The organism is Prosthecobacter fluviatilis (assembly GCF_055388355.1).
In genome coordinates this window covers 2,980,981-3,006,101 of sequence record NZ_AP043782.1, presented here as the reverse complement: position 1 = coordinate 3,006,101, position 25,121 = coordinate 2,980,981, and the positions used below count along the sequence as shown (strand labels likewise).

24 protein-coding genes are annotated in these 25,121 nt (G+C 60.2%); 17 read left to right on the top strand and 7 right to left on the bottom strand.

Going from position 1 to position 25,121, the window contains the following annotated elements; genetic code table 11:
- Window positions 1–3 precede the first annotated feature (3 nt).
- Genes ACZ5WW_RS11540 through ACZ5WW_RS11520 form a run of 5 tightly spaced genes read left to right on the top strand, consistent with a single transcriptional unit; the run spans window position 4 to window position 5,346 of the window.
- Window positions 4–1,554 carry a DUF3844 domain-containing protein gene (locus tag ACZ5WW_RS11540; protein WP_377171066.1) on the top strand — a complete coding sequence of 517 codons (1,551 nt, stop codon included), beginning with the start codon at window positions 4–6 and terminating at the stop codon, window positions 1,552–1,554.
- Window positions 1,547–2,653: a glycosyltransferase gene (locus tag ACZ5WW_RS11535; RefSeq protein WP_377171068.1), complete on the top strand. Its 1,107-nt coding sequence runs from the start codon at window positions 1,547–1,549 to the stop codon at window positions 2,651–2,653. Before ACZ5WW_RS11540 ends, ACZ5WW_RS11535 begins: the two co-directional genes overlap by 8 nt.
- Entirely contained in the window at window positions 2,650–3,801 is a 1,152-nt protein-coding gene (locus tag ACZ5WW_RS11530; RefSeq protein ID WP_377171072.1) for a glycosyltransferase, read from the top strand. Before ACZ5WW_RS11535 ends, ACZ5WW_RS11530 begins: the two co-directional genes overlap by 4 nt.
- Window positions 3,798–4,532 carry a class I SAM-dependent DNA methyltransferase gene (locus ACZ5WW_RS11525; RefSeq protein ID WP_377171074.1) on the top strand — a complete coding sequence of 245 codons (735 nt, stop codon included), beginning with the start codon at window positions 3,798–3,800 and terminating at the stop codon, window positions 4,530–4,532. Before ACZ5WW_RS11530 ends, ACZ5WW_RS11525 begins: the two co-directional genes overlap by 4 nt.
- A gap of 4 nt (window positions 4,533–4,536) precedes the next feature.
- Window positions 4,537–5,346 carry an FkbM family methyltransferase gene (locus ACZ5WW_RS11520; protein ID WP_377171076.1) on the top strand — a complete coding sequence of 270 codons (810 nt, stop codon included), beginning with the start codon at window positions 4,537–4,539 and terminating at the stop codon, window positions 5,344–5,346.
- Here ACZ5WW_RS11520 and ACZ5WW_RS11515 read toward each other — a convergent pair.
- A complete protein-coding gene (locus ACZ5WW_RS11515; RefSeq protein ID WP_377171078.1) occupies window positions 5,332–6,342 on the bottom strand; it encodes a glycosyltransferase family 9 protein in 1,011 nt (336 codons plus the stop codon). The two genes, ACZ5WW_RS11520 and ACZ5WW_RS11515, sit on opposite strands and share 15 nt — an antisense overlap.
- A gap of 290 nt (window positions 6,343–6,632) precedes the next feature.
- Between ACZ5WW_RS11515 and ACZ5WW_RS11510 the strand changes: the two genes are divergently transcribed.
- From ACZ5WW_RS11510 to ACZ5WW_RS11480, 7 genes are read left to right on the top strand one after another with little or no spacing between them, the layout of a single operon-like run.
- Window positions 6,633–7,607, top strand: a complete 975-nt coding sequence (locus ACZ5WW_RS11510; RefSeq protein ID WP_377171080.1) for an exosortase/archaeosortase family protein — start codon at window positions 6,633–6,635, stop codon at window positions 7,605–7,607.
- Window positions 7,604–8,317: an exosortase-associated EpsI family protein gene (locus ACZ5WW_RS11505; protein WP_377171082.1), complete on the top strand. Its 714-nt coding sequence runs from the start codon at window positions 7,604–7,606 to the stop codon at window positions 8,315–8,317. The genes ACZ5WW_RS11510 and ACZ5WW_RS11505 overlap by 4 nt, the downstream gene beginning before the upstream one ends.
- A complete protein-coding gene (larE, locus tag ACZ5WW_RS11500) occupies window positions 8,314–9,114 on the top strand; it encodes an ATP-dependent sacrificial sulfur transferase LarE (RefSeq protein WP_377171084.1) in 801 nt (266 codons plus the stop codon). The genes ACZ5WW_RS11505 and larE overlap by 4 nt, the downstream gene beginning before the upstream one ends.
- Window positions 9,111–9,869, top strand: coding sequence for a nickel pincer cofactor biosynthesis protein LarB (gene larB / locus ACZ5WW_RS11495; protein ID WP_377171086.1), 759 nt, complete (start codon window positions 9,111–9,113; stop codon window positions 9,867–9,869). Before larE ends, larB begins: the two co-directional genes overlap by 4 nt.
- A 7-nt stretch (window positions 9,870–9,876) precedes the next feature.
- Complete coding sequence (locus ACZ5WW_RS11490; protein ID WP_377171088.1) at window positions 9,877–11,241, top strand: phenylacetate--CoA ligase family protein; 1,365 nt, start codon at window positions 9,877–9,879, stop codon at window positions 11,239–11,241.
- A gap of 15 nt (window positions 11,242–11,256) precedes the next feature.
- Window positions 11,257–13,386, top strand: coding sequence for a bi-domain-containing oxidoreductase (locus ACZ5WW_RS11485; protein WP_377171091.1), 2,130 nt, complete (start codon window positions 11,257–11,259; stop codon window positions 13,384–13,386).
- The gene (locus ACZ5WW_RS11480; RefSeq protein WP_377171093.1) at window positions 13,386–15,218 is read left to right on the top strand and encodes a heparinase II/III domain-containing protein; all 1,833 of its coding nucleotides are present in this window, start codon (window positions 13,386–13,388) and stop codon (window positions 15,216–15,218) included. Before ACZ5WW_RS11485 ends, ACZ5WW_RS11480 begins: the two co-directional genes overlap by 1 nt.
- Before the next feature lie 66 nt (window positions 15,219–15,284).
- Here ACZ5WW_RS11480 and ACZ5WW_RS11475 read toward each other — a convergent pair whose 3' ends face one another.
- The 5 genes from ACZ5WW_RS11475 to ACZ5WW_RS11455 all read right to left on the bottom strand — a co-directional run bounded on the left by ACZ5WW_RS11475 (window position 15,285) and on the right by ACZ5WW_RS11455 (window position 19,999).
- Window positions 15,285–16,913, bottom strand: coding sequence for a peptide ABC transporter substrate-binding protein (locus tag ACZ5WW_RS11475; protein WP_377171095.1), 1,629 nt, complete (start codon window positions 16,911–16,913; stop codon window positions 15,285–15,287).
- Window positions 16,914–17,024: 111 nt separating this feature from the next.
- Window positions 17,025–17,360, bottom strand: a complete 336-nt coding sequence (locus ACZ5WW_RS11470) for a hypothetical protein (protein WP_377171098.1) — start codon at window positions 17,358–17,360, stop codon at window positions 17,025–17,027.
- Window positions 17,361–17,439: 79 nt separating this feature from the next.
- Window positions 17,440–18,276 (bottom strand): ABC transporter permease, encoded by an 837-nt coding sequence (locus ACZ5WW_RS11465; protein WP_464694246.1) that lies wholly within the window; start codon window positions 18,274–18,276, stop codon window positions 17,440–17,442.
- A 29-nt stretch (window positions 18,277–18,305) separates the two neighbouring features.
- A complete protein-coding gene (locus tag ACZ5WW_RS11460) occupies window positions 18,306–19,226 on the bottom strand; it encodes an ABC transporter permease (RefSeq protein ID WP_377171102.1) in 921 nt (306 codons plus the stop codon).
- A complete protein-coding gene (locus tag ACZ5WW_RS11455; RefSeq protein ID WP_377171104.1) occupies window positions 19,223–19,999 on the bottom strand; it encodes a creatininase family protein in 777 nt (258 codons plus the stop codon). The genes ACZ5WW_RS11460 and ACZ5WW_RS11455 overlap by 4 nt, the downstream gene beginning before the upstream one ends.
- Before the next feature lie 80 nt (window positions 20,000–20,079).
- Between ACZ5WW_RS11455 and ACZ5WW_RS11450 the strand changes: the two genes are divergently transcribed.
- Genes ACZ5WW_RS11450 through ACZ5WW_RS11430 form a run of 5 tightly spaced genes read left to right on the top strand, consistent with a single transcriptional unit; the run spans window position 20,080 to window position 23,693 of the window.
- Window positions 20,080–21,408, top strand: a complete 1,329-nt coding sequence (locus ACZ5WW_RS11450) for a c-type cytochrome domain-containing protein (RefSeq protein ID WP_377171107.1) — start codon at window positions 20,080–20,082, stop codon at window positions 21,406–21,408.
- 6 nt (window positions 21,409–21,414) lie between these two features.
- Window positions 21,415–21,768 carry a hypothetical protein gene (locus tag ACZ5WW_RS11445; RefSeq protein WP_377171109.1) on the top strand — a complete coding sequence of 118 codons (354 nt, stop codon included), beginning with the start codon at window positions 21,415–21,417 and terminating at the stop codon, window positions 21,766–21,768.
- Window positions 21,765–22,133: a CoA-binding protein gene (locus ACZ5WW_RS11440; protein ID WP_377171111.1), complete on the top strand. Its 369-nt coding sequence runs from the start codon at window positions 21,765–21,767 to the stop codon at window positions 22,131–22,133. The genes ACZ5WW_RS11445 and ACZ5WW_RS11440 overlap by 4 nt, the downstream gene beginning before the upstream one ends.
- A 39-nt stretch (window positions 22,134–22,172) precedes the next feature.
- Entirely contained in the window at window positions 22,173–22,367 is a 195-nt protein-coding gene (locus ACZ5WW_RS11435) for a hypothetical protein (RefSeq protein ID WP_464694245.1), read from the top strand.
- A 54-nt stretch (window positions 22,368–22,421) separates the two neighbouring features.
- Complete coding sequence (locus ACZ5WW_RS11430; RefSeq protein WP_377171113.1) at window positions 22,422–23,693, top strand: deoxyguanosinetriphosphate triphosphohydrolase family protein; 1,272 nt, start codon at window positions 22,422–22,424, stop codon at window positions 23,691–23,693.
- A 58-nt stretch (window positions 23,694–23,751) separates the two neighbouring features.
- Here the strand turns inward: ACZ5WW_RS11430 and ACZ5WW_RS11425 are convergent, their stop codons facing one another.
- Entirely contained in the window at window positions 23,752–24,984 is a 1,233-nt protein-coding gene (locus tag ACZ5WW_RS11425) for an LL-diaminopimelate aminotransferase (RefSeq protein WP_377171115.1), read from the bottom strand.
- Window positions 24,985–25,121: the final 137 nt, after the last annotated feature.

The following is a 25,121-nucleotide window of genomic DNA, read 5'->3' as shown; positions in this document are numbered from 1 at the left end:
TTTATGCAAAGCAGGGCCATCATCATCTTTCTCGGCGGAGTCGGCGCCATTTATGTCATGCTGTCCGTGCTGCTCGGTGGTGGCAACACCATCGGCGCGCTGGCCCAGTTTCTCTCTGTGGGTTCGTTCATACTGGCGGTCATCCAGCCCCGCATGGCGCTTTACCTCATGGTCCTCTATGCCGGTTACAGCGATCTTCTCAAGCGCATGATGGTCTTCGACGGTCATGTCACCATGAACGACATCATGTGGGTGCGTGCTCTCTGTCCGCTGACTCTCGCCGGCATCTGCATCGGCACCCTGGTGAGATCGCTTCATGACGGCAGCCTGCATCACAGGCGCAGGCTGCTTTCCTTGCTCGTCTGCTTCCTCGGCTTCTTTGTGTCCGGGGTTTCTGCCCTGCGCAGCGGCAGCGGTTTCAATGCTGCCGCCACTCAGCTGGCAGACGGTGCGGCCTACATGTTTCTGCTGTTTGTCGTTCCCTGCATCTTTCGCACCCCGCAGCAGATCGTCGCCTTCATCAAATACTGCCTCATCGTCTTCATTCCTGTCGCCCTGTATGGCATCAAGCAGCAGATCTTCGGCCTGAGCGAATTCGAAATCGAATACCTCCAGTCCGGCCTCACCGTTCTTTCCAAGCATCTTGATGACGTCCGTCCCCGTCCGTTTTCCACATTGGTGGACAGCTCCCCTTTTGGCACCACTTGCGCTGTTTGCGCCTGTCTCGCGCTCATGGTGCGTCGCCACCATCGCGATACGGGCACCCGTGCCTGGGGAGGCATGAGCTTCGTTCTTTTCATCCTCTTTGTGGTCGCCTGCCTCGCCAGCATGGCGCGCATAGCCAACATCAACTGGCTGCTGCCCATCCTGCTGCTGCCGGTGCTGCGCAGCGCACGCGGCACCGCGGTGCTCTATGCCACAGTCGTCAGCATGTTCGTCACGGCCTGCATTTTTGCCCAGGAGCTGATCAACGCCGTCACCAGGCTCACGCTTTGGGCGCTCGAAAATTTTGGCGGCACCGCCATCGGTGTGCAGTTTTCACGCTTCTGGACTATCTGCGACCGCCTTGATGGCATGCATGACATTGCACACAATCCTCTCATGTGGACCATGTTTGGCTACGGTGCCAAAGGTGCCTCTGACCTGCACGACGCACACCTTGTCGCCAGCCATGATCTTATTTCCAACATGCTCCTTGAGATAGGCTGGCTGCCGCTTGGCATACTGCTCATCATTGCAGCCGTCGCTCTGCAATCATTTCATCGCAGCGTGCTCAGGTTGCGTGGCACACCTGTTTTCAGCATCTGCCTTTGGATGGCGGGTATACTGTTCGGACTCCTGGTCCACAATGTGTTTGCCGGCAATGTGACATCCACATTCCCGGTGAATTTCTTCTGCTGGTTCATCGCCGGGGCGCTGAATGCCTGCATCATCCATCAGGAGGGCTTGCGGGCGCAAAAACGGCCGTCGGTGCACCCGGCCCCACAGCTGAGCCCACCCCCGCTTGCACATGCTGGCACGGTGCCGTTTCATCGAAACCTCCCCTATGGCTGATTCCTCACCATTGGTTGTCCTGGCGCCTCATTCCCTGCTCGACTACACCGGCAGGCCCCGGCGCTTTTTGGATGCTGCCCCCATGCCTGCGCATGGCAAAGCCCTCGTCGGTGCATGGTTTCAGAATGATGAGCGGCTGGAATGTGAGTACCACCGCCGGCAGTGCGGCGCTCTGCGCCGTCTCGGAGCCGCGTTTCTTCTCATCTGGCGGAACCGCAGCGCCCTCCGCCGGGCGCGCATGATCTACTGCCTCAACGGCATGCATTACACAGTGCTGCTGTTGCTTTCTCGCTGGGGTCTGTTTTGCACCGAAGGGAAGACCGTTCGTCGTGTCGCCTATCACGACGCTGCCTTGGAGCGGCTCGCCTCTGGCCTGAAGACCGCCTCTCCAGCTTTTCAGATCGAGTGCATTACCTCGCACCAGTTTGCCGCCATCACTTCGAGGCTCGGTCGTGACCGCGTGCTCCTGCGGCCGTGGAAAATCGACACAGAATGGTTTCAGCCGGCGGAGGATGTGCCTAAGACCCGCATTTTGCTGCCGGGCAACATCAGCCGTGATGAGTCGATCGTTGCGCCGCTGCTGCATCGCGGATTTTCCATCACGCGCATTGCCCGCATTCCATCCCTCCAGGCACGTTTTGCCGACGAAATTGCCAACCCGCGTTTTGAGCTTGTCACCAATGCCTCGCATCGTGACTACCTGGGGCACTTGCATGCCGCTCCCGTGGTGCTTCTTCCCATCGTGCCCTGTGACAATCCTGCTGGCCTCACGGCTGCCATGGAGGCCATCTCGGCAGGCGTACCCGTGCTCGCCAACCACAGCATGGGCCTCACCGAGCTGTTTGCAGAGTGCCGCTATCCCGTTCCGATGCTGCGCAGTCTGGATCCGGATGCCTGGGCTCGCGCTTGTCATGAGATCGAGGAGCAGCGGGACTCGCCGGAATTCCTTGCGGCTCTGGAGAACTCGCGTCAGCTCCTGCTAAAGCACCACAGCATCCTGCCTGCAGGCGAAGACTGGACGCACATTTTTGCTGAGGCCTGCGCCGCTGGTCCTGTGGCCGGCGGGGTGGTCTATGGCACAGCTGCATCTCTCGCATGAAGCCTGGCCTTTTGCTCATAGGCCACACCTACGCGGCGCTGGAAAATCGCAAGAAGGTGCAGGCGCTCGCTGCGCATTTTGACCTCGTCTGTGTCACCTCCACCATCGAGCAGCATCTGGTGCTCGGACGTCCCTCGTCTGACTTTGACAACGAGTCCGACGCCCCCTCCCGCAGCTATCAGCTCATCCGTCTGCCTCGTTCAGGCCAGACCAGCACCACCTTTCACTATGCTGGCCTCGCAGCCGTCATGCGCTCCCGGCCTTTTGATGTGGTGCTGGTGGAAAATGAACCCTGGGCCCGCGTCTGCTTACAGGCGCGCTTTTGGAAGTCACTGCTGCAGCCCCGCGCTCTCTTCGGCGAGTTCACCTGGGAAAATATCGAGCGTCCCGGCTGGAAGGGCCTCATGCTAGCCCCCATCTATCGGGCCATGGCGTGCACGACAGATTTCATCGTCGCCGGAAATCAGGCTGCCTCACAGCTCGTGCAGAAGCATGGTGCTCCCGCAGATAGAGTGCTCGTTTCCCCGCAGCTAGGTGTTGATCTTGAAAATCACCAGCCCGCCTCTCTGGCTGAGCGCGCTGTCTTGCGCCAGTCATGCGGACTGCCGGCGGATGCTTTTATCATTGGCTACTGCGGCAGGCTCACAGAAGAAAAGGGGCTTCATGAGCTGCTTCAGGCCTGTGATGCCTTGGACAACGTCCATCTGGCCATCCTCGGCTCCGGCAGGCTTGAGTCCTGGCTCAGGGAGCAGCAGCAGACTCGGCCATGGCTCCACCTGCTGCCGCCGCGTCCTCATTTCGAAATTCCCGCATTTCTGCGTTGCCTGAATGTCTTCGTTCTTGCCAGCAAACCCGTGCACACCATGCAGCTTTGCTGGGAGGAGCAGTTCGGCCACGTCCTTATCGAGGCCATGGCCTGCGGTGTCGCCACACTCGGTTCCAGCAGCGGCGCCATCCCCGAGGTCATTGGTCACGCAGAGGCCGTCTTCCCTCATGGGGATGCCCGCAGCCTGGCTGCCCGCATCCAGGATGTGATCAACGGTTCGCCCATGGCTGAGAGCCAGCTCCATCGCACCCGCAGCCTCTACACCCATGAGGCCGTTGCGGGGCAGTGGGCGGCTTTCATCCTGCACCAGCTTGCCGCATGAGCAGTTACCGTGACATTCTCTACCGCAACTACTCCGCCTCCTTCGAAGGCCAGAAGGCGCTCGATGTCGGCATGCAGCACGAGCAGTACGAGGCGACATACCCCGCACTCCCTGCGGACCCCGGCTCAAGTATCGTCGATCTCGGTTGCGGCAAAGGTGAGTGGATAGCGTGGGTTGCGTCCAAAGGGTTCACCAGCCTCACCGGCGTCGATCTTTCGCCCTCAGATCTCGCCATCGCCAGGAGCCACGGTTCCGGCCATGTATGGGTCGAGGAAAATGTCATCTCCTTTCTCGAGTCACACACGGAGGCTTTTGATCTCCTCCATGCGAAGGACATCATCGAACACTTCACCAAGGATGAGTTCATTCGCTTTCTGACCGCCGCCAGAAATGCCCTCAAGCCCGGCGGCAGGCTGTGGATGCTCACCTTCAATGCCCAGAGCCCCTTGTCCTCCGTCACACGCTACGGAGACTTCACCCATGAAACCGGGCACACGCCCAGCAGTCTGACCCAGTGCCTCCGCGCCTGCGGCTTTGCTGCAGTGCTCGTCTCCGGCTTGCACTACTGCTCGCCCAGTCTCGGCGGCCGTTTGCGCGCCATGCTTGGCATGTTGGTCTATGGCTGCTGTCGCGTGCTCATCCAGCTTCGCCATGGCAAAGGCCCCCTGACTCCGGGCATCGACCGCATGACAGCCATGCCGGATCTCTTGGTCGAAGCCGTGAAATCCTGACATCGTGCTTCAAAGTCTCTCCAACGCTCTTTCAGGCCTGCGTGCCATCAGCCAGTTTGATCGGGTGCTTTTCACGCTTTCCCAGCGGCTGCTTGGGCGGCGGCTTGGCTGGGCGATCTACACCAAAGGACGGTTGCAGTTTCTGGTCGATCATCTTGCCGGAGATCAAAGCGGCACCCGTGACTGCATTGCAGGCCCGATGTATCGGGAGCTCTTCACGGAGATGCAGCTCCCGCGTCAGCTGCGGCTGCTGGACCTCGGCGCCAATGGCGGCGGCTTTCCGTTGCTTTGCCTCGATCTCGGCTTCGAACTCACCAGCCTCGCCTGTGTCGAGGTCAATCCGTTCACTCATTCCCGGCTCGTTCTGAACATCAGGCAAAACGTCGGCCTTCAGCCCAAGATTCTGAACGTCGCCGTTGGTGGTCAGCCGCGCGGGCTGGTGCTTTCATTCCCGGCTGGAGGCACCGGGTTTTCCATCTATGGCACGGCGGCGGGCACCGCAAACGAGCAGGCGCTCGTTGAAGTGCTGACGCTGGATGAAATCATGCGTCGCGGCTTCGGTGGCGGAGCGGTTGATCTCTGCAAGATGGACGTCGAGGGGGCCGAGTACGAGGCATTTCTTGACGGTGAGTCTGAAAGTTTGCGGCGCGTTCACTTCCTGGTCATCGAAATTCATGCGGCGGAGCCGTCAGAGCGGGCCGCACTTGCCAGCAGGCTCTCAGACCTCGGATTTGACCTCATCAGGACCTCCGCATTCTGCACGGACGTGCATCTCTTCGTCAATCGCCTGTGGGTTGACTCAGATCCCGGCTAGACGCGTCTCAATTCTCCGATGCACCTCGTCCACGCTCCAGCGATCCATGCAGGCCATTGGTCGTTGCTTGTTCTGGCACGCATTCACCGGGTGCGAGAACAGGTCGCACGGCTGGCAGGCCAGCTGGGGATCGCGAAGGATGTCGAAACTCGCCGTATGCCACGGCGGGTCCCAGTTCGGCGTCGATGGGCCGTTGAAGATCGTCCCAGGCACGCCAAGCGCCGAGGCGATGTTCATGGGCCCGGAGTTGTTGCCAATGAAATGCTTCGCCCCTGCCATGATACGCACCAGTTCATCCAGCGTTCCGGGCTTCACTTTTCTTACCGCAGGCTTCAGCCGGGCCTCCCCCGCCTCGCCTTGTTCAAACCAAGTCACCGCATGCCGGGAAGACAGGCGGTTCGCCAGTTCGACCCCACGCTCCAGCGGCCAGCGTTTGTAGGCTCGGCTCGCACCCGCATGGATCACCACAGAGCCATGTTCATCGCGGCCAAAGTTCTTCAAGTCTGGCTGAGGCATGGTTGCCGGCAGCTCAGGCAGCTCCAGCCGGTGCATCAGCGCCTGGGCAATCCGCCAGTTGTGAATGGCCACATGTTCCTCGCCCTCAGACGGCAGGCGCAGGTTCAGCAGAGCATTCAGCTTCACCCGGTCATTTTCAGGCCCCACACTCAGACTGGCGCCACTCATACGGCCAAGCAGGTGCGCCACACTCCCTTGGTCGCTGCCCAGCAGGCACGCGTCTGCTTTGAGGGAGCGCACCTCACGCCAGTAGCGCCACAGCCGCGCGGGATGTCGCCACGCCTGATTGAAATCCGTTGTCTCGTAGCTCATCACTGCCACACCAGGGCAGCAGACTTCATACAGCCTCGCTGCCGTAGGGCTCGTCAGCACGACAATGCGCCAATCCAGACTCGCCTTCGCCAGTGATTGGACCACAGGCAGATACACGACGTTGTCGCCGAGTTGGTTCACTTTGGAAATGAGCAGCGTCTTGACCATTGAATGTTTTGTCAGGCGTGCGCTGGAATCAGTTTCGACTTGAACTCATCCCCATGATTCAGCATGGCCGTCTTGAATGTGACCCATGGTTCATCATGAAATCTACAACGTGCCCAGCATCGCACTCCTGACTTTTGCCTTCAATGGAATTCAAAAGCACAGAGCGCGGCTAAAGAAATCGCTGATCCACGGAGCCGTGGCTGGTCGGACGTTTCTAGTCCCGCGAACGAGTTCAAATTTTAGAGCAACAGGCGGTTGAATTTTTAACGGCTCTCCTCCAGGCAGTCATCATGCGTCACTGGCTCACATCATCCTCGCTTGCGCTGGCTTTGCTGGCGGCCAGCGGCATGCTGATGATTGCCGTCCAGCCATACGCCGCTGGGTATGGTCCGTTTCGCCAATCAATCCTCGCGGAGCTGTTCATGCAGTGGAAAGATCCCACCTGGCAGCACGGTGCCTTGCTGCCTTTCATCGCAGGCTTTCTTGCTTTGAGGCGTCAGAAGGAGGTCGTTGAGCTTCCTGCAGGCAGCACTTTCTGGGGGCTGCCGCTCATTGTACTCTCTCTGTTTCTCTATTTTGCCGGATTCCGTGCCAACAGCTTTTACTGCGGGTATCTCGCCATCATGCTTCTGCTGGCAGGCGGTTCATTATGGCTGGAGGGCGCGGCTCGCAGCCGGGTTCGGCTTTTTTCATGGGTCATGCTGGGCTTTATGTGGCCTCTGCCCTTTCTTGAGGAGAGCGTTGGTTACCAGATGCGGCTTCTCATGGTGAAGACCACGGGCTTTGTGCTCAATGCCGTCGGCGTGGATGCCCTTGTCTCAGGCACTGCGTTGCAGTCCATGCCAGACATCAGCCTCGGCCGCAAGGCGGGGGATTTGTTCAGCGTGGGCATCGCAGCACCCTGCTCGGGCATGCGCTCGCTGTTTGCGTTGCTCGTCGTAGGCGCGCTCTTCAGCTATTTCCGTCAGCGTGTCCTTTGGCGCAGGCTGCTTCTGTTTGTCATGATCCTGCCCGTTGCCATCGTCGCAAACATGACGCGCATCCTGGTCCTCATCTTCTCTGCCATGATCTTTGGCCAGCAGTGGGCGATTGGGGATGCCGAGAAAGAGGTTTCAGCGTTTCACGAGTTCACCGGCATCGTTGTTTTTCTCGTGGCTTTGCTGCTGCTTCAGTTCGTGTCAGGTGTCTTGGATCGTCTTTGCGGTGGGGCTGACTCCAAGCGCACGCGCACTGTTTCACGGCAGGTGGTTGCTCCCGTGCCATGATCATCCGCGCCTCTATTCTTCTCATCCTCTGCGGAGTGACTCTGCTGCTATGTCATTTTTCGCCACAGACACAAGGCGGGGAGGCCGCCGGCGTGATCGAGGGGTTGCCCATGGTGGCGGGTGGCTTTGTCGGCGAGAGCGAAGAGCCCAGCGCAAGGGAGCGCGATCTGCTGCCTGCGGACACGATCATCAAAAAGCGGCGGTATCACACCCCGGGCAGAGCGGTCGAGGCTCGTGATGTCGCTTATGCCTCTCTAGTCATTGCTGGAAATGACACCCGCAGCATTCATCGCCCTGAAGTCTGCCTCGATGGCCAGGGCTGGACCATCACGAGTTCAACGGTCCGCCAGGTGAAGATGGTCTCAGGCGCAGCTCTGCGAGTCCGCGACCTTGCCATTCAGCGCGAGGAGCTTGCCCCGGACAGGTCAAAGCGGCTGCTGCGCGCTCACTACGTTTACTGGTTCGTGGGCAGCGACATCACCACGCCAAGCAATCTCGAGCGTCAGCTGCTCAGTCTCAAAGACAGCGTTCTTCGCAACGTGAACCACCGCTGGGCTTATCCTTCCGTCATGGCTTACGTCACGGACAATCTCACACCCCGGCAGAGTGGTGAACGTCCTCGTGACGACGAGGAGACTGTGAAGATGCTTCTCACTCTCATCCGCAGTCTGGCGCCGAAGTTCCAAAAAGACCTGATGACATCCTCATGATTGAAAAACTCAAATCTCGCCTTGTGGAGCTGGGACGCGTCGCCGTCGCCTACTCCGGCGGTGTGGACAGCACGCTCGTTCTCAAAGCTTCGCTGGATGCCCTCGGCTCGGAAAATGTTGTCGCTCTCCTCGCTGTCTCGCCCAGCCTTCCGCAAAGCGAAAAAGACGAGGCCCTAGCACTGGCCCGCCAGCTTGGCGCACCTCTTGAAATGCTGCCGACAGAGGAGGTGGCAGATCCTGCTTATCAGGCAAATGCCCCGAACCGCTGCTACTTTTGCAAGGACCATGTGTATCGCGCCCTGAGGCAGTTTGCTGAAAAAGGGGGCATTGAGCACGTGCTGGATGGCATGAACGCCGAAGACACGCTCGATGTCCGGCCTGGTCGCGCCGCTGCCCGCGAGCTGCGGATCCTCAGCCCCTTGCACGACCTGGGGTTCAGTAAGGCAGATGTGCGTGAAGCCGCCAGAGCGCTGGGATTGCCCAATTGGGACAAGCCCGCCGCGGCCTGCCTGGCCTCCCGCGTGCCCTATGGCACGCGTGTGACTCCCGGGCTCCTGTCGCAGATTGAGCGTGCCGAGGCTGCGCTCTTTGATCTTGGCTTCCGTGAATTGCGCGTACGCCATCATGGCGATGTCGCCCGGCTCGAAGTGCCCGAGGCAGATTTGCCACGTGCGCTGCATCAGCGCGAGGCTGTCGTCGCGGCTTTGCGTGCCACCGGTTATACCTATGTCACCCTGGATCTCGCCGCACTTCGCTCTGGCAGTATGAACGAAGTGCTCAAAGCCCGCTCCGCATGAACGAATCGCAACTCCGTGGCCTTCTCAATCAGGTCAGTGCAGGTGAGCTGCCTCCTGATCAGGCTCTTGAACGCCTCCGCACCCTGCCTTTTGCCGAGGCTGGGCACGTGCTGGCCGACACGCATCGCATGATCCGCCAGGGATTTCCAGAAGCCGTGTACGCTGAAGGAAAAACTCCCGCTCAGACCTTCGATGCCCTGAGCGCTCTCGTTGCAGCGCATGGCTGTGCTCTTGCCACCCGTGTGCGCCCTGAGATGGCTGCCTCTCTGCAGCAGCGTTTTCCCACCGGTGTTTATGATGGCGGCTCACGACTCTACCGTGTCGGCAAAATGAGCAGTTCGTTTCCTTCGGCGTCTGTTGCTGTGGTTTGCGCCGGGACCTCGGATCTGCCCGTTGCTGAGGAAGCTTCGCAGACCCTTGAATTCGCAGGTGTGCCTGTGAAGCGCATCACCGATGTCGGCGTCGCAGGTCTGCATCGGCTGCTGTCTCGGCTGGAAGAATTGCGCGCTGCGAGCATTGTCATAGCTGTCGCAGGCATGGAGGGCGCTCTGCCCAGCGTCCTCGGTGGTCTGGTTGCCGCTCCGGTGATCGCCGTTCCGACCAGCGTGGGCTATGGTGCCAATCTGCACGGTCTCTCCGCTCTCCTAGGCATGCTCAACTCCTGCGCCAGCGGTCTTGCCGTCGTCAACATTGACAACGGTTTCGGTGCCGCCCTAGCAGCTTTGCGGATGCTGAACATGCAGCCGAAGGCTTGATCACCCCATGTCTCTCGAAGACACGCTCTATCCGCTGCTCAAGCTCTATGAGTTGGCCCCCCAGCCGGTGAAGTCCCTGGCCGGGCGTGCCTATCGGGCTCTCCCGTCATCCCTGCGCTACGGTCCGGCTTACGCACGCTTTCAAAGCGAAGCGCATCAGTCGGAGGCATGGGATGAGGAAACGATCCGGCGCTATCAGTTCTCAGCTCTGCGCGACTCCCTGCTGGCCGCTGCAAAGGCGCCATTTTACGCAGAGCGCTTCGCAGCCTGCGGCGTGCATCCGGCGAAGTTCGAGTCGCTGGAGCAGTTTAAAGACTATCCGCTGCTGACCAAGCAGGACCTGATCTTGCACCGCGAGCAGATGCTCAATCCTGAATTCGATGCCAAGCAGCGTCTCTATATCAGCACCGGCGGTTCCAGCGGCGTGCCCGTGGGCTTTTATCTGCACAAAGGCGTGAGCCGTCCCAAGGAACAGGCTTATCTGGAGGCGCAATGGTCTCGGCGCGGGTATCGTGTCGGAGACCGCGTGGCAGTGATCCGTGGCGGCGTCACCTCCAGCAGGAGCGATGGCGGCATCAGCTATTATGACGCCACCCGAAACTGGCTCATCCTTTCGTCCTACCATCTCACGATGGAGCGCCTGCCTGAGTATGTTGCCGCACTTAATCGCTTCCGCCCGCACCACCTGCATGCCTATCCCAGCGCAGCCTTGATGCTCGCTCGCGGGCTGGAGCAAATAGGCTTGAAGCTCGACTTGAGCCTGACATCACTCCTTTGCGGTTCAGAAAAGCTCACAGCAGAGTCTCAGCACTATTTGGAGCAGTTTTTCGGTGCCAGGGTGTTCCACTGGTATGGCCATAGTGAGCGCGTGCTGCTCGCCGCTCAGGGCCGCACCTCAGATCATCTGCATTTCTGGCCCGCCTACGGCTACGTCGAATACGGTGAGCCGGATGCTGAAGGAAACCGCGAGATCATCGGCAGCTCTTTTCACAATCATGTCATGCCGCTAATCCGGTATCGCACAGGTGACTATGCTAGAATCAAGGACGGTGTGGTTTCTGAAATCGTGGGCCGTGATTACGAGTTTCTCGTCAGCGCCACGGGCCGTCGTATCTCGCTGACCGCCATCAACATGCACGACCGCATTTTTGAGGCTCTGCTCGCCGTCCAGTTCTTCCAGCAGCAGCCCGGAGTGGTGGAATGCCGCTTTCAAGCCGGGCCGCAGTGGCAGACCAGTCGTGAGCAGGCGATGCAGTCAGGCTTGCTGAAAAAGCTGGGCGATGACTTTACGCTCATTTTGCGGCAGGTCCCTGAAGTGGAGAAAACCAGCGCTGGCAAGCACAAGTGGCTGGTCAGCAGGCTGAAACAGTAGTTCGACTATTCATTGATGAAACAACTCGCCCAATATCAGGACGGTCGCCTTGAGCTGCAGGACGTTCCTGCACCCGTGCCGCCGCCGGGAGGAATCCTCGTTCAAACCCTATGCTCGGTCATCTCGCCCGGCACAGAGCGTATGAAGGTCGAGCAGGCTCGGATGTCCCTTTTGCAAAAGGCTAAGGCTCGGCCGGATCAGGTCAAAAAAGTCATCGACACAGCAAAGAACCTGGGCTGGAAAGCCGCCTTGCAGAAGGTGCGCAACCGCCTGGAGTCGCCTGCCCCATTAGGCTATTCGGCAGCAGGCATTGTCGTGGCCGTGGACGAGCTCAACACCCGTTTCCAGGTCGGCGATCGCGTGGCTTGCGGCGGCGCAGAGTGCGCCTTCCATGCGGAGATGATCGCTGTGCCAGATCTGCTGGCATCACGCATTCCTCAGGGGGTGCAAGAATGGCAGGCTGCATACACCACCATGGCGTCCATTTCCATGGAGGCGGTGCGTCAGAGTGGGGCTGGGCTTGGCGAGCGCGTTCTGGTGTTGGGGCAGGGGCTCGTGGGCCTTTTGGCGACGAGTCTGCTGAAGGCCTCCGGTGCGCGCGTCATGGGCGTAGATTTTGTCTCCAGTCGTTTGCAGGCCTCGCTTGCCATGGGGGCGGAATGCGTCGTTAACCCATCACAGTCCAGCCTCGCGGACGAAGTTCGCACATGGACAGGCGGCTATGGAGTCGATGCAGTGCTGCTCTGCGTCGGTGGCAAGGGGCCCGGTCCTGCAGACACCGCCATTTCATGCCTGCGTGATCGCGGCGTGATGGTGATCGTGGGCATTTACGATGCAGAGCTCTCGTGGAAAACCGCGTACATGAAGGACATACAGGTTCGCTACTCTCGCAGCTACGGCCCGGGTCGCTACGATCCGCAGTATGAATGGGGAGGGCAGGACTACCCGCTCGGCCATGTCCGCTGGACGGAAAATCGCAACTTTGAGGCCTGCCTGGAGTTGATGCGCACAGGGCGCCTTGATCTGAATCCCGTGACTACACGCAGAGTCGCTTTCGAAGATGTGCTCGGAGTTTACGACGAGCTCGGAAGTGAACTCGGAGTGTTGATCGAGTATGGCAAAACCTGTTCCTCAGAGCCCGACAGAAGCAGTGGCGAAGCCAGGGAGTTCCCAGTTCGGATCCAGGCTGAGCAGCCTCGCAAAATCCAGTCGCTCGACGTGGTCGGTGCCGGCAATTTCGTGCGCACCATGCTGCTGCCACATGCCAAAGGAAAAATATCCTTCGGCACCATTGTGAACGCTACGGGTCTCTCGGCCCGGCATGTGAAAGAAAAGTTCGGTTTTGAAAGCGCAGAGACAGATGCGTCAAAAATAATGGCTCGCGGATCTTCGGCGCTCATGATCGGCACGCGTCATCACCTCCATGCCCCTCTGGTGCTCCAGGCTCTCCAGGCAGGAAGGCACGTTTTTGTTGAGAAGCCTCTCTGCCTGAACGCTGACGAGCTTGCCCAGATCGACACGGCCATGCTTGCCTCCGAGGGTAGTGTCATGGTGGGTTTTAACCGGCGCTTTGCTCCGGCCACAGCGGCGGTGCTGGAATTGCTGAAGACTGTTTCAGGCCCCAAGACTTTGTCATTTCATGTGAATGCAGGCGTGCTCGCACCGGATCATTGGTATGCGAATGTCGCGGAAAGTGGCGGGCGCGTGCTCGGGGAGGCCTGCCATTTCTTTGATTTTGCCTGTCACTTGCTTGGCAGGCCCGTCAAGGTCATGGCTCAGACAGTCGGCCGCCCCACGGTGCCAGACTCCGTCACAGCACAGATCGTGTTCGCAGACGGTTCCTCCGCGCAGGTGATTTATTCCTCCGAAGGCGACCCCGCTTTCCCCAAGGAGACATTCCGCGTCTTCGCCAGCGGCCTGGTATGCGAGTGCGAAAACTTCATGAAGCTGTCAGTCTTCCAGCAGCGGAGAAAACGGGTGAAATCATTCGCCTCCAAAGGCCACGCAGAGGAAATGGCGGCATGGCTGGCCTTCCTGCATGGTGCCGGGTCGCATCCGCTCCCCTATGAGCAGGCACGTCAGAGCATGCAGCTCACGTTTGCTGTGCTGGAGTCTCTCCGCGAAGGGCGTAGCATCGCACTGTGATGAAACTGGGCTGGTACATGCAGCGGTTGCGTGCGATGAGCATGGCGGAAATCTGCCGCCGTGTCGCAGAGCGCCTGGGCCGGGCCTTTGAAGTCGCACACCTCAGGCGCATCTCCCGTCAGCCATGGGACGGCGCTTTCAATGACGTTCCAAAGCTGCCCGGGCGCGAGCATGTGCCTCCTGAGCTGGGTAAGCAGCTGGCTTCGGACGCAGCAAAGCTCATGCGCGGGGAATGGGATCTCTTTGGCTGGAAAAGCATCGAGACCGGGGCGCCGCCCTGCTGGCATCGGGATGCAACCCTGGGCGTCGTGGTTGATCCGGCCATTCCGGCACGCAAGATCGATCACCGCCGTCTGGAGCACGACGCCGACGCACGGGCCATCTGGGAGGTCAATCGCTGGAGCGAAATGACGCGCATGGCCATGCACAGTGCCCTGAATGGAGATGTCCATGCCATCCATGTTTCCCAGCTCTGGCTGGAAGACTGGTGCGACCGCAATCCGGCAGGGTACGGCATCAACTGGACGAGTCCTCTGGAGGCTGCCATCAGGTTGATCAACTTCTGCTGGTTCGACGCCCTGGTGCGTGGCTGCAATGATCCTGAGCTTGCCCGCAGGCAGGATGCGCTCACCGCCCGCATCGTTCCCGTGCATTCATGGTGGGTCTGGCATCGCAGATCCTTCGGCTCTTCCGCAAACAATCATCTCATCGGTGAACTCGCCTCACTCGTGCTGGCGCTGGCACGCTGGCCCTCGCTGGCAAGCATGATCTGCCCGCTTCAGCAGGTCGTGAAGCTCCTCGGTCATGAAATTCTGCAGCAGTTTGCCAGCGATGGCGGCAACAGGGAGCAGGCCTTGCATTACCACCTTTTTGCCTGGGAGATGTGCTGGCTTGCAGGGGCGGCCGCAGGTGGTTTCGAAAAAGAGGTGCAGCACCGCCTGCACCTGGCGGCGCAGTATTTCGTCGATGTTGGCGAAGCGCCGGAGTGCTGGGATTTTGGTGACTCCGATGATGCGCAGGTGCTGCCGCTGCCTTTGAGTCGCTCAAAGGCTGCAGCGGAGTTTCGCGGCTGGTTTCTCGGCAGGGCGGAAGGCTCCGTCCTTCGCTTCTGGCTCGGGGAGCCCCCCAAAGGAGTGAAAGCTTCCATTCATGGCAAATGGCTCGCTCATCTGGAAAGTGGCCAGGCAGTCTGGCGTGATGCATGTTGGACGGTCAGAGCAGATGCCTCCCCCCTGGGGCTGGGCAGCATGGCGGCGCATGGCCACCTCGATGCATTGCATGTCTCGCTGTGGTTTGAGCAGTGCGCCCTCATCGTGGACCCTGGCACAGGTGCTTACTACAGCAACCCAGCGTTGAGAGCCAGGCTGGCTTCATGGGAGGCGCATAATGGCCCTGTGCCCGTTGCTGGTCGGACCTGCCCCCGCCGCAGCGGGGCTTTTTTGTGGGCGGATCACCATGACAGGCCTTATCTCGAAGTCAGCGGAGACATTTGCCTGATGAGCCTCGCCTGTGCTGCACACGTTACCCGCCGTGCCGTGCATGCCTCGCAGGATCAGGTTCAGATTTGTGACGATGTCGGCTCTGCCTCGGCCCATGTGGTGACGTGGTGTCTGGCCCCGGGCTGGCGTATTGAGCGGCAGCATGGCCTCGGCTTTGTCTGCCATCATGCCGGATCAGCTTCTGTCTTCGTCACAGTGAGCGGAGACGCCATCGAGCACTGTGAGATCATCGAGTGCCAGGTCTCGCCTCACTTTCGTGAATTGGCGACATCCCAGGCCTTGAAGATCACCTTTCGGGGTGCCCTTGCCACGATCTGGCGCAAGCCCGGGTGATCCGTCGGAAAATGGCAGGCAAATGCAGGGCGTGGGAGTGAATCCCGCGCCTTTTTCATTTTCAGTTCACGGCCTCAGTTCCACCGCCTTGTAGCAGCGATGTTGCAGCAGTGACGGCCGCAGGCCCCTGACCTCGGGCCGCATCAGGTAGGAGTGCGTGTACCAATACACAGGCAGGATGGGGGCTTCGTTCAGCAGGAGGGTTTCGGCCTCCTTCAGCATCTGCAGCCGCTTCTGCACATCACCTTCCTGAAAGCTTTGATGAATGAGTTCGTCGTATCGCCTGCTTCCCCAGCCGGTGTTGTTGTTGCCGTCTCCCGTTTGCCAGATGGCCAGAAACGTGGAGGGATCGAGGTAGTCGCCGACCCAGCCAAAACGGGCGATTTGATAATCCAGTTTGCGCTGAGACTCAATGTACACCCCCCAGTCCTGGTTCAGCACGCCCGCAGGAATGTGAAGGTGCTCCTTCCACATCGCCTGCACGGCCTCGGCGAGTGAGCGATGAGACTCGCTGGTGTTGATCAGGATGTTGAAGGGTGGGAAACCCTTGCCGTCTGGAAATCCGGCTTCGGCCAGAAGCCTTCGCGCCTCGGCAGGATCAAAATGCATGACGCTGGGCGCCTGATAGTCCGGGTGGCACCCCGGCGGGGTCAGGCCCGTGGCAGGCTGCTGCCCGGCGCGAAGAATGTTGCGGGTGATGCTCTCCCGGTCGATCGACAGCGCCAGGGCTTTTCTGACCAGCGGATTGTCAAAAGGCTTCTTCGTCGTGTTGCAGCGGTACATGTACACGCTCAGCAGCGGATCGTTGTGGTAAAATGGGGACCTGCTTTCACGATATGTGGGAATCTTGGACAGCGGCATCGTCAGCGTGATATGCAGCTGCCCGTCATTAAAGGCGCGCTCTTCGGTGGTGTCGCTGGAGATTGGCAGAAAGACGATGCCATTGAGCTTCACCGTGGCTGCGTCCCAGTAGTGCGGATTCCGCTCCACCTCCAGCGCCTGGTTGACCTCCCAGCTTTTAAGCTTGAAGGGGCCGTTGCAGACCATGTTCGCGGGGCGTGTCCAGCGCGTGCTGCGCTCGGTCATTTTGCCAAATTTTTCGATCACATGCCTCGGCAGCGGAAACCAGGCGTAGTGTTTGATCATGCTCGGCAGGTAGGGCGCCGGCCCCTTCAGCGTGATCTGCAGCGTCAGCGGATCAGGTGCTTTCACTCCCACCTGGGAAAAGTCTTTGATCTTCCCGGTGTGGTATTCCTCGGCGTTGAGCATGGGGTAAAGCATGTTGGCATAGTCTGCACCCAGCTCTGCTGTCAGTATGCGCTGGTAGGAGTACACAAAGTCCGCAGCCGTGACAGGCGTGCCGTCGCTCCATTTGCCCTTGGGTTGCAGCCTGAAAGTCCAGACGGTGTAGTTCTCGGCACTCCATGAGGCGGCCGCACCTGGTGCATCCCCATCCGGATTTTCTGGAGCCGGTGAGATGAGCCCTTCAAACAGGGCGTGGAAGATCAAATGCTCAGGCTGTCCGCTCGCCAGGTGCGGATCCAGCGTCGCCGGCTCGCTGCCGTTGCCTGCCAGCAGTATGCCGGCGCGTGTCGCCGCCTCCACACGTGTCGGGCGGTGTGTTCGCACGTGATGAAACCATGCGATGCCGCCAAAGATCAAAATGAAAATGAGAGCACGAAAAATCCAGCGCATGCCCGGACATGACACGAGCCACGTCATTCATGCAACGGGGCATCAAAAAAACGGCCCCGCCAGTGCACTGGCGGGGCCGCATGGGCAGCCACGGGTCAGGTCTTCACGCTACTACCTGTGAAAACCGTGATGATGGTGGTGGCCGTAGCCATAGCCGTAGTTCGGCCGGCAGCCGTTGACGCCGAGTCCGACGCCAAAGTTGATGCTGGGCTGGACGATCACAGGACGTGGAGGCTGGCAGCCATACTGCACTCCCTGGGTCACCCATTGACCAATGGGGCGGCCATAGGCGTCGTACCCGACGACCTGATACACGGAAATGATCGGTGCGCCAAAGCTGGTGTAGCCAACAATGCGGGTCTCGCCCGGGCAGTCAGCCTTGGCATTGGAAGGCGCTGCAAAACCAAAAACTGCGGCGGCGGCGATGACTGAGAAGAGTGTTTTCATGTGTGTGTGGATTGGGTTTCCTCACACTCTGACGTGGCTGCTCCGCTTCTATTCAGTCCCCTTCAAAATATATTTTTTCTCACTGCTGTGACATCGACTTCGGGTCGAATGCATCGCGCAGTCCGTCGCCCAGCAGGTTCAGCGCCAGCAGCGTCACAGAGAAAAAGATCCCAGGGTACAGCAGCAGCCACGGGTAGCTCTCCATTGAAGTCGCACCTTCACGGATCAGCACGCCCCAGCTTGCATCCGGTGGTTGGATGCCCAGTCCCAGAAAGCTCAGCGCCGCCTCCAGCAGCATCACACCAGGCACAGTCAGGCTGGCGTAGATGATGACTGGCCCTGTCACATTCGGCAGCAGGTGCTGCCACACGATGTGCCAGAACCCGGCGCCACTCGCGCGCGCTGCCACGATGAATTCCAGATTCTTCAGCGCCAGCACCTGCCCCCGCACCACCCGCGCCATGGTCAGCCATTCCACTGCACCGATGGCCACAAAAATCAGCCAGAATTCACGCCCTACTATGGCCATGAGCAGGATGACGAAATTGATAAACGGAAACGCATACAGGATGTCCACAATGCGCATCATCGCAGCATCGGTGCGCCCGCCTGCCAGGCCGGAGATCATGCCGTACAACACACCGATGATGGCTGCCACTCCTGTGGCCAGCAGCCCCACCTCCAGAGACACGCGTCCACCGTGTAAAATGCGCGTGAGCATGTCACGCCCCAGGGGGTCCGTGCCCAGCCAGTGGGCCATGCTCGGGTTCGTGGCTTTCAGTTCCAGGTTCTGCAGTGACTGGTCGTAAGGCGAGATCTCCGGGCCCACGCCGCACATCAGCACGAGCACTGCCAGAAATCCCAGCGCCCATGCATTCAGGCGGTTGCGCATGAGGCGCCGCCATGCCGCTCTCATCGGTGATAGGCTCTGTTTCGTCCCGCTGCTCATGCCTGGAGTCGGATGCGTGGGTTCAGTGCCGCCTGCAGGATGTCCACCAGCAGATTGAAGCTCACGATGAGTGCTGCGTAAAAGGCCGAGATCGCGATCGCCAGCTCATCATCATGATTGAAGGATGCCGCGATGAAGAACTGACCGAGGCCCGGCAGTTGGAAAACCGTCTCAACGATGAACGACCCCGTCAGCAGTCCGGCGGCGGCGGGGCCCAGAAAGTTCAGCACTGGCAGGCTGGCGAGTTTGATCGCATGAAAAAAAACCACCGAGCTTTCACTCGCTCCTTTTGCCCGTGCCGTGCGGATGAACTCCTGTGCCAGCGTCTCCCGCAGGCTGCCGCGCATGAGTCGCGCGATGTAGGCGCTGTAGATGATGCCAAGCGTGAGCGCCGGCAGCACCCAGTCTGATGCGTCAAACCACCCCGAAGCATTGAACCAGCGCAGCTTCAGCCCGAAGAGCATCGCCACCAGCGGGCCCAGCACCATGCTTGGCGTGCAGATGCCCAGCGTGGCTGCAAGGGTGCTGCTGCGGTCCTCCCACGTGTTCGGTCTCAGCGCCGCGTACGCACCTAGCGGCACACCGATGCTCAGCGCGATCAGCAGCGCTCCGGCTCCCACCGTGGCAGAAACCGGAAAGCCGGATGCGATGATCTCATCCACGCCCCTTCCTTGAAAGGTTTTGGATTCCCGGAAGGTGAATGTCGCGTAATGCGTGTAGTATCTCCACAGTTGCACATAGACCGGCTTGTCCAGCCCGTAGTACTTGATCTTCGCCTGCAGCGCTTCCGGCGTGGATGCCCGTTCCGTTTGGAAAGGTCCCGTCGGTGAAAGCTTGAGCAGCGCAAACGTGATCGTGATCACCGCAAAGATCACGATGATGCCCTGCACGATGCGGCTGACGATGAAGCGGATCATTTCGGCTGCTCGTAAAGATCGCTGATGTCCGCGGCTGCGAGTTCGATCAGGTAGCTCGCGATCTTCGCGCCCAGCGCTTCAAAGTAGCGTTTGCCTTTCTCAGCCGTGCTGTGCTGCGGATCTCCCGAGCCCGTGTCATTCGTGGCCTTGGTCCACGCACGCTGTGCCCACGCCCATTTTTCATTGATGGCTTTCAGCTTCCACCGGTTGTCGGTGCCCGGCCCCCATTCGTCTTTCGGCAGCACCAGGTGCGGATGAAAGTGCAGCATCAGGCTCGTCTCGCGTTCATCGGCGTGGTCGCCCACAAGGTTGAAAATGTCATCTCCCTTCACCGCATTGAACCACGAGACGGTGGAAAGAAACATCTTCGGGTGCTTCGCCTGCAGCTCTCTCAGCATCTGGCGGAAGTCGTTGCCGCCATGCCCGTTCAGAATCACAAACTTCATCACCCCCACGCCTTCCAGGCTGCTGATCACATCTTCGAGCACCATCAGCTGCGTGCTGGGATTCATGTTGATGCAGAATGGGATGTCCAGCTGCCCGGTCTGCACGCCAAAGGGCATGTTCGGCAGGATGGCCACCTTAGCCCCCGCCTCCCAGGCGATGCGTCCCGCCTCCGCGGCGATGGCATCGTTTTGCAGTGAATCAGTCGCATACGGCAGGTGCCAGTTGTGCGCCTCCGTCGCCCCCCACGGCAGCACCGCCGCCTCATAGCGCGTGGCTTGGACGTTTTTCCAGTTCGTTTCGGCAATGATCCAGGGTCTAGAACTCATAGGCCGCATGTAAAAGAGGCAAATGGCTGATGCAACACGTCCGACAAACTCGGCCCGCAGCAGCCGTTTCTTACCACCCCATGCTTCGCACGCTGCTTTTTCTTTCCCTTACAGCCCCTGTCGTCGCTGCCGAGATCTCATTTTCCAGGCAGATTGCTCCCACTTTGATCGACCAGTGCGTCGAGTGCCACCGTTCAGGCAAGGCCAAAGGCGGCTACCGTCTCGACACTGTCGAGTGCATGCTCCTCCCAGGCGACAGCAAAGCCGCGCCTGTGGTGCCGGGCAGACCGGACGAAAGTGAGCTCTACCGGTTGGTCACCACCCATGACGTCGACGACCGCATGCCCAAAAAAGCCGAGGCCCTGCCTGAAAAAGACACGCGGCTGATGCGTGAATGGATCGCCAGCGGTGCAAAGCTGGATGTGGCTGACCCCAAGGCCAGTCTTCAGGCCATCCTGAATGAAAGTGTGAAGATCAGCGTGCCGGAAAAGTATCCCCGGCCGCTGCCAGTCACCGCGCTGGCCCTGGCTCCCTCCGGCAGCACGCTCGCCTGCAGCGGTTACTTTGAAGCGACCCTTTGGAATGTCGCGGCCGGAAAGCTCCAGGAGCGCGTCAGCGGCATGCCGGAGCGCATTTTGGCTCTTGCCTGGATCACGGAAGGTCAGCTCGCTGTTGCCGGTGGCACTCCCGGGCGTTCGGGAGAGGTCTGGCTGGTAAATCCCTCCCTCCCGCAGGAGCGCAGGCGGCTGGTCGGCACACGGGACTGCGTGCTGGCCATGGTGGCCAGTCCCGATGGCAGACTCCTGGCCTGTGGTGGGGCAGACAATCAGGTGCGCTGTTTTGAGCTGCCCTCCGGCAGGCTCATATGGCAGTCAGAGCCGCATGCAGACTGGATCATGGGCATGGCTTTCTCTCCGGACGGCCATCACATCGCCACCGCCAGCCGAGATCGCACCGTGAAACGCATCGGCGCTGCCACTGGCGAGGTCGAAGCCACCTTCACGGGCCATGATTGCGCCGTCCTCAGCGTGGCCTTCACTCCCGACAGCGCAGAAATCATCAGCGGTGATGCCGAGGGGGCCATCCTCCGCTGCGGTCGCACTGGCGATGCAAAAAGCGACGCCTCACTCAGACCCGCCGGCCGCACCGAAATGCTCGCGCTGGGCTTTCTCGACGCCGGGACACCTCTCGCCGCCACAGGGGGCGGAGCCGTGGTTTCAATCGACGCAAAAGCACGCAGGACGAAGGACCGGATCACGCTTTATGAAGACCGCGTCAATGTCCTGCTCCTGCTGCGCACGGATAAGGCCACACGCCTTGTCACCGGCTGCCACGATGGCAAAGTCCGCATCAACGAGATCGGAAAGTCAGAGCCGGTGTTGCAATTTGTGGCGTCGCCGGGATGGTAGCCCACCATGTTTGAATCACGCACAGACCCTCTTGCTTCGCGCTGGGTTTTTGTCCGGCGGGTGCTCAAATTTGCCACGATAGCGTCGGCCGTCTGCGGTGTCGCTCTCGGCATCGGCATTCTCGGCTATCACTGCATTGCCGGGTTCAGCTGGATCGACAGCCTCCTGAATGCCTCCATGATCCTGGGCGGCATGGGGCCCATGGGTGATCTGCCGTCAGACGCCGCAAAGGTCTTCGCCTCCTTCTACGCCCTCTTCAGCGGGCTGGTGTTCATTTCGGTCATGGGCATCGTGCTCGCACCGGCGGCACATCGGGCGCTGCATCTGTTTCACCTGGAGGAGGAAGATCAGAAAGCATGAAACCCGAACGAGTTGTTATCATCGGTGCCAGCAGCAACCCCGAACGCTACAGCCATCGCGCCCTGCTGCTGCTGCGAAAGCACGGTCATGAGGTCGTCCCGGTGCATCCTGCGCTCACGGAGATCGAGGGCGTTCCCGTCGTTGCAGATCTGGGCTTGGTCTCGGGCCCGGTGGATACCGTGACCATGTACGTCGGCCCGGCCATTTCTTCCGGCTTGCTGGACAAGCTGCTCGCCCTGAAGCCCGGCAGGGTCATTTTCAATCCTGGCGCGGAAAATGCACCACTGGCTGCGGCTTTGCAAAAAGCCGGAATCACCTGCGAGGAAGCCTGCACCTTGGTGCTGCTGAACACCGGGCAGTTTTGAACACAGCCCCATGCGTGGGTGTCTGTAGCTTTAACCCCCATGCTTGAGATCCAAAAATATCGAATTTATGAGCGCAGCCGCCTCCGGGCGAAGGGCGTGAGTGATGACGAGATAGAAAAAGCTCAGCACCTCCCTTTCAGGCCCGCCTTTGTGGACGGCAAACGTCGGCAGAGAGATTCGAACGATGAGGGGCTTGTCCCTCCTGAGCAGTTCGCCTTTCGTCGGAACCGCTGAAGCAGCGGCCTTGCCCGGTCGCCACGACCTGCTAGCGTCGTGCTCACCCACCGCATGCCCGCGAACCGCTTCTACACCTCCTTTGACTTCGAAACGCTCGACCCGCGTCCTGTGCATGTCGGCGAGTATCGCAGTCCCTTCCAGATCGACCGCGACCGCATCATCCACAGCAGCGCCTTCCGCCGCCTGCAAAACAAGACCCAGGTCTTTCTCTCCGGCGAATACGACTTCTACCGCACCCGCCTGACTCACAGCATCGAGGTCGCGCAGATCGGCCGCAGCATCTGCGGCTGGCTCACCCAGCAGAGCCAGTATCTGGATGACGAATGCTGCATCGACTCCGACCTCGTCGAGAGCGCCTGCCTCAGCCACGATCTCGGGCATCCGCCCTTCGGTCATGCAGGCGAGCGCACCCTGCATGTGCTGATGGCTCCCTACGGCGGCTTCGAGGGAAATGCCCAGACTCTGCGCATTCTGACGCAGACGCTCTTCAGCGAGGGCCGCAGTGGCATGAATCCCACCCGTGCACTGCTGGACGGCGTGCTGAAATACAAGACACTCCACACCGAGACCCCCCAGGCGAAAAACCACTACCTCTACGATGAGCAGGAGCGCTGGCTCGATTTCACCCTCGGCGGCCAGGCCTTTCCCGTGGAGCTCACGCCCGGCCGTGAGCGCAATGCCTTCCGCAGCATCGAATGCCAGATCATGGACTGGGCGGACGACACCGCCTACTCGCTCAATGACATCGCTGACGGCATCCACGCGGGGTTCATCAATGTGCAGCGCATGGAGCGCTGGGCAGGGGACCAGGAGCTTTCGGAGACGGATCAGGCAGATGTGGAGTTCCTCTGCAAAGCAGTCCGCGAAAACCGCGTTGAAGGCCGCCTCAACCGTCTCATTGGCGAATGCATCCGCGCCACCAAGCTCGTCCCCGCTGCCAATTTCCTCAGCCAGAGCACACGCCGGCACCAGTTCGCGCTGGAGATCGATCCCGTCATGCGCCGCCGCGCAGATCTCCACAAAAAGATCGCCCTCGAGCTCGTCTTCCTCAGCCCTCAGCTCCAGCAGCTTGATCACAAGGCCGACTTCATCCTCACCCGGCTCTTCGGCGTGCTGAAAGATCGCTACATTGACTCCATTCAGCCACGCGGCCTGCATCTCCTCCCCGCATCTATCGAAAAGGAAATCCACGCCGCCCCCGACGCCTCGGCCCGCGCCCGTCTCGTCTGCGACTGGATCGCCAACATGACCGACCACTTCGCCTTCCGCACCTACCGTCGTCTCTTCGACGCCGACTTCGGTTCCATCACGGATTTCGTATAAAAAAATGGAGCGAGCTTTTCAGCTCGCTCCACGCAGGAACAAAATCAGGAGTCTTGGACTACAGCTGCGCAATCCGTCGGCACACTTCCTCCACGTTCGCGCGGCTGTTGAACGCGCTGATGCGGAAGTAGCCCTCGCCCGCGCTGCCAAAGCCGCTGCCGGGGGTGATCACCACATTCGCCTCGTTCAGCATCTTGTCGAACATCTGCCAGCTCGTCAGACCGTTCGGGCAGCCCACCCACACATATGGGGCGTTCACGCCGCCATACACCTGCAGTCCGGCCTTCTTGCAGGCCTCCACCAGCAGCGCCGCATTGCCCATGTAGTGCTCGATCAGCGCCTTCACCTGCGCCTTGCCTTCGGCTGAGTAGATCGCCTCCGCACCGCGTTGGACGATGTAGCTCGTGCCGTTGAATTTCGTGCTGTGGCGGCGGCTCCACAGCGGATGGATCGCCTGCTTGCCCCCGGCCTTGGTCTTGCCCATGAGGCCCTTCGGAATGATCACCACCCCGCAGCGCACGCCGGTAAATCCGCCGTTCTTCGAGAAACTGCGGAACTCAATGGCGCAGTCGCGCGCGCCTTCGATCTCATAGATCGAGCGCGGCAGCTCCGGATCGCGGATGAAGGCCTCGTAGGCGGCGTCGTAGAGGATAGTCGTGCCATTCGCCAGAGCGTATTTCACCCAGGCTTCGAGCTGCGCACGCGTGGCCACTGCACCTGTCGGATTGTTCGGGTAGCACAGGTAGGCCAGGTCCACCGGCTCGCTCGGGATCTCCGGCACGAACCCATTCGCAGGCGTGCATTTCAGGTAGTGCAGGCCAGCGTAGGCGCCGTTTTCATCGGCATCGCCCGTGTTGCCCGCCATCACGTTGGTATCGACATACACAGGGTACACCGGGTCCGTGATCGCGATCTTGTTCCCGGCACCAAAGATGTCCAGGATGTTGCCGGTGTCGCACTTGCTGCCGTCGGAGATGAAAATCTCATCGGCCTCTACCTGGATGCCACGGGCCTTGAAGTCGTGCTCGGCGATCGCGTTGCGCAGAAAGTCATAGCCCTGCTCCGGGCCGTAGCCGCGGAAGGTCGCACGGTCGCCCATTTCGTCCACCGCCTTGTGCATCGCCGCGCGTACGGCCTCGGGCAGCGCTTCGGTCACATCGCCGATCCCGCAGCGGATCAGGCGCTTGGCGGCTTCAGGGTTGCCCTCTGTGAAGACCTTCACGCGACGGGCGATTTCAGGGAAGAGGTAACCGGCTTTGAGCTTGTTGTAGTTTTCGTTGATGTAGGCCATGGCGGGGAAAAGGGCGGGCAGTGTGGCGAGTCGTGGCAGGGATGCAAGAGCCTCGAAACCGTGACATGGCACTGAATAACCACCGCAATTCTTACATATGATAATTTGTATCAAAGATGAGATGCAAAATTGTGGAA